Origin of the sequence: Streptomyces sp. NPDC012474, assembly GCF_042955185.1 — a bacterium.
GTDB classification, from domain to species: Bacteria; Actinomycetota; Actinomycetes; order Streptomycetales; family Streptomycetaceae; genus Streptomyces; species Streptomyces cahuitamycinicus.
In genome coordinates this window covers 1-4177 of the sequence record NZ_JBIBEP010000023.1, presented here as the reverse complement: position 1 = coordinate 4177, position 4177 = coordinate 1, and the positions used below count along the sequence as shown (strand labels likewise).

Sequence of the window (4177 nt, the reverse complement as noted above, 5' to 3'; positions counted from 1 at the left end):
CCGGGACGGGCGCGGGCCCCCCCGACGGGCTCGCCCCCCCCCCCCCGGCCCGTGGAGTCCACGGGCCTGGGCGCCTGCTACTCGCCTTTCGGACGGGGCCTTCAGACGGAGCGCGTCTCGTCGACCACGTAGCCCCGCCGCTTGTCCACGACGTTGCGCAGAGGACGGCCTTCGACGTGCCGGGTGAGGTTGTCGAGGAACACCTCGACGAGCGCCTCCCGCTCGCCGGTGGTCTCCCCCGCCGTGTGCGGGGAGATCATGACACCGGGCATGTCCCACAGCGGTGACCGGGCCGGAAGCGGCTCCTGGCCGAAGACGTCCAGGGCGGCTCCGGCGAGCCGGCCGGCGGCGAGGTGATCGATGAGCGCCTCCTCGTCGACGAGTCCGCCCCGGCCGACGTTGATCAGCCGGGCCCCCGGCTTCATGGCCGCCAGCACGGAGGCGCCGACCATGCCCCGGGTGTCCTTGGTGAGGGGCGCGGCCAGGACGACGTAGTCCGCCTCCCTCAGGGCCGCGGGCAACGTCGTCGCACCGTGGACCGTGCCGAAGTCGGGGTCGCCCGTGCGGGCCTTGCGGCCGACGCCGCAGACTCGCATCCCTACGGCCCGCAGCAGCCGGGCGATGGCCCGGCCGATGGGCCCCGTGCCCCATATCAGCGCCGTGCGTCCGGTGATGCCGTCGCTGGGTCGCGGACGCCACTCGCGACGCCGCTGGTGCTCCCAGGTGCCGGGGAAGTCCTTGGCGAGGGCGAGGATCAGGCCGAGCACGTACTCGGCGGTCGGCCGGTCGTAGACGCCGCGGGCATTGGTGAGAACGACACCCGGATCGTCCACCAGGGCGGGGAAGAGCAGGGAGTCCACCCCCGCGGAAGACGCGTGCACCCAGCGAGGTGCCTTCTCGGGGTTGTCGGGCCAGGCCTCGCGGATGGCCGGTGTGATGGTGACCCAGGCCAGGAGGGCGTCGGCGCCGGGGAGGAGGTAGGGCAGTTCCTCCTCGGTGGCGTAGACGGTGTCCGCGAGACGTTCGATGAGTGCGGTGGCGGGGGGCCGGTTGCCGCGGTAGAGGACGACGAGGCGGTCGGGCATGTCAGGCTCCGACGGGGACGGCGATGTACTTGTACTCCAGGAACTCGTCGATACCGACACGTCCGCCTTCGCGGCCCAGGCCGGACTGCTTGACGCCGCCGAAGGGGGCGGCGGGGTTGGAGACGAGGCCGGTGTTGAGGCCGATCATGCCGCTCTCCAGACGCTCGCTGACGCGCAGGGCGCGGTCGAGGTTCTGGGTGAACAGGTAGGCCGCCAGGCCGAATTCGGTGTCGTTGGCGGCGGCGATGGCCTCGTCCTCGTCATCGAAGGTGAGGAGGGCGGCGACGGGGCCGAAGACCTCGGTGTCGATGATGGCGGCCTCGGCGGAGACGCCGGTGAGGACGGTGGGCGGGTAGAAACAGCCGGGCCCTTCGGGGAGTTCGCCGCCGGTGAGGACCGTGGCTCCGCGCTTGACCGCGTCGCGGACGACGTCGTGGGCCTTGCTGCGGCCGGCGACGTCGATGAGGGGACCGACGTCGGTGCCGGGTTCGGTGCCGTCACCGACGGTCAGGGCGGCCATGCGGGCGGCGAGGCGGGTGGCGAACTCCTCGGCGACGGAGGTGTGGACGTAGATGCGGTTGGCGGCGCAGCAGGACTCGCCCATGTTGCGCATCTTCGCGACCATCGTGCCTTCGACGGCGACGTCGAGGTCGGCGTCGTCGAAGACGATGAGGGGGGCGTTGCCGCCCAGTTCCATGGAGGTGCGGATGACGGTGTCGGCGCACTGGGCCAGCAGGATCCGGCCGACCTGGGTGGAGCCGGTGAAGGAGAGCTTGCGGATCTGCCCGCCGCGCAGCAGGGGCTCGACGACACCGGCGGCGTCGGTGGTGACGACGACGTTGAGGACGCCGTCGGGCAGACCGGCTTCCTCCAGGATCGCGCCGAGGGCGAGGGTCGTCAGGGGGGTCTGGGGGGCGGGTTTGAGAACGATGGTGCAGCCGGCGGCGAGGGCGGGGCCGATCTTGCGGGTGCCCATGGCCAGGGGGAAGTTCCAGGGGGTGATGAGCAGGCAGGGGCCGACCGGCTGGCGGGTGACCAGGAGGCGGTTCCTGCCGTCGGGGGCGGTGGTCAGACCGCCGTCGATACGGACGGCTTCCTCGGAGAACCAGCGGAAGAACTCGGCTCCGTAGGCGACTTCGGCACGCGCCTCGGCAAGCGGCTTGCCCATCTCCAGGGTTATCAGCAGCGCGAGGTCCTCGGTACGCGCGATGATGAGGTCGTAGGCGCGGCGCAGGATCTCACTGCGCTCCCGGGGCGGGGTCGCGGCCCAGCCGGCTTGCGCCGCGACCGCCGCCTCGACGGCACGCCGCCCGTCGGCGGGAGAGGCGTCGGCGACCCGGCACAGCTCCTCGCCGGTGGCCGGGTTGTCGACGGACAGGGTGCGGCCGGACTCCGCGTCCTGCCAACCGCCGCCGATGAAAAGTTGCTTGGGAACATCGTGGACGACAGTCATCTCGGGGTCTCCTTGTGTGCGTAGAGGTGCGCTGCCGCACGGTCAGCGGATGCGGTCCAGCGTCTTGTAGTAGGCGCCCGCGAAGGGCAGGAACCAGGCGGTGCCGTTGTAGAGGGGGATGCGGGGCGGGGCCAGGTCGCGAACCGGGCTGACCTCGGGGTGGCCGTCCATCACCTCGGCCATGACCTGCCCCATGTGCGTGGCCATCTGCACTCCGTGGCCCGCGTATCCCATGGAGTAGTACACGCCGTCCCCGGTCTGCCCGGCGTGCACGATGCGGTCCATCGCGAAGCCGACCGAGCCACCCCACACGTACTCGACCTTCGTCCGGGCGAGTTGGGGGAAGATTTCGCACATCTCACGGAACAGGACCGCTCCGCTCTTCTTGTCCGAGGTGGGGTCGGACGGCGCGAAGCGGGCGCGTCCGCCGAACAGCAGACGGTTGTCCGGGGTGAGCCGGAAATAGTGACAGACCTGGTTGGAGTCGACGATGAGGCGGGCCTTCGGGATGATGTCCCGGGCGAGGTCCTCGCCGAGCGGCTCGGTCACGATGATGAAGCTGCCCAGGCAGACCTGCTGGCGGCGCAGCCACGGGAAGTTCTTGTCGGTGTAGGCGTCGGTGGCCATCATGACCTGCCCGGCGCGGATCACACCGCGCTCGGTGCTGACCTCGAAACGGCCGGCGGCGGTACGTCGCACACCGATGGCCGCGTTGCGCTCGTGGATCTCGACGCCGGTGCGCTCGCAGGCCTCGGCCATGCCGCGCACGAAGCGACCGACGTGCAGTGCGGCGCTGAGCGGGTCGAGCAGGCCTCCGTGGTAGGCGTCGGATCCGATCTCGGAACGCAGCTCGGACTTGCTGACCAGTGTGGTCTCGTGGCCGAAGTACTTGGCCAGGTCGCGCTGCTGGGCCTTCTTGCTCTCGAAGTGCGCGGGGCGGGACGCGACGCCCAGGCGCCCGACGCGGCTGAACTGGCAATCGATGGACTCCTCGTCCACGAGCCGCTCGACGGTGTCCACGGCCTCGCCGTAGGAGTTGTAGATCTCGCGGGCTCGCTCCAGTCCGTACCGGCGGATGGCCTGGCTCACGCCGATCGTGAAGCCCAGGTTCGCCATGCCGCCGTTGCGCGCCGAGGCCCCGGAACCGATCTGGCCCTTCTCGACGAGGGTGACACGGGCGCCCTTGCGGGCGGCGTGCAGGGCGGTGGACAGACCCGTCAGGCCGGCGCCGACGACCACCAGGTCGGTGTCCTCGGTCAGGGGCTTGCCGGACCGGTCGGGGAACGCCCCGGCGGTTTCTATCCAGTACGGGATCGTCTTCATTGCGGGTCTCCTGCGGGAAGTTTTAGGGGGGGTCCTCGGCCGGGCACCCACTCGGGGCCCGGCCGACGGCGCTGTCAGCGGTAGCGCGGCCCGTGCCGACGCAAGGCGCAGGTGAGGGTCGGAACCAGGTGCGGCTGAACGGTGGCGGCGGTGGTCATACGGCGTCGCCTCCGGGGTTGGCGACGCCGACCGTGTTCTCGACGGAGAGCAGGGATTGCTGTCGTCCGGAGCCGAGCCAGCGCACCAGGGCGACCAGGCCCAGGGCGAGGATGGCGAAGGCGATGAGGATCGCGCTGACCGCGGTGACACTGGGGTC

General features: G+C 71.1%; 3 protein-coding genes. All 3 read right to left on the bottom strand.

All coding sequences use genetic code 11. The annotated features are described in order from the left end of the window. Nucleotides 1-101 precede the first annotated feature (101 nt). From ACFY9S_RS35305 to ACFY9S_RS35295, 3 genes are read right to left on the bottom strand one after another with little or no spacing between them, the layout of a single operon-like run. Nucleotides 102-1085 (bottom strand): NAD(P)-dependent oxidoreductase, encoded by a 984-nt coding sequence (locus ACFY9S_RS35305; protein ID WP_391136977.1) that lies wholly within the window; start codon nt 1083-1085, stop codon nt 102-104. A gap of 1 nt (nt 1086) precedes the next feature. Next, on the bottom strand, nt 1087-2538 hold the full coding sequence (locus tag ACFY9S_RS35300; protein ID WP_391136974.1) for an aldehyde dehydrogenase family protein: 1452 nt from the start codon (nt 2536-2538) through the stop codon (nt 1087-1089). A gap of 42 nt (nt 2539-2580) precedes the next feature. Then, nucleotides 2581-3861 (bottom strand): FAD-dependent oxidoreductase, encoded by a 1281-nt coding sequence (locus ACFY9S_RS35295; protein WP_391136971.1) that lies wholly within the window; start codon nt 3859-3861, stop codon nt 2581-2583. Nucleotides 3862-4177: the final 316 nt, after the last annotated feature.

Coding starts and splice junctions, on each gene's coding strand:
- ACFY9S_RS35295 (WP_391136971.1), bottom strand. CDS start 3,861: ATGAAGACGATCCCGTACTGGATAGAAACCGCCGGGGCGTTCCCCGAC.
- ACFY9S_RS35300 (WP_391136974.1), bottom strand. CDS start 2,538: ATGACTGTCGTCCACGATGTTCCCAAGCAACTTTTCATCGGCGGCGGT.
- ACFY9S_RS35305 (WP_391136977.1), bottom strand. CDS start 1,085: ATGCCCGACCGCCTCGTCGTCCTCTACCGCGGCAACCGGCCCCCCGCC.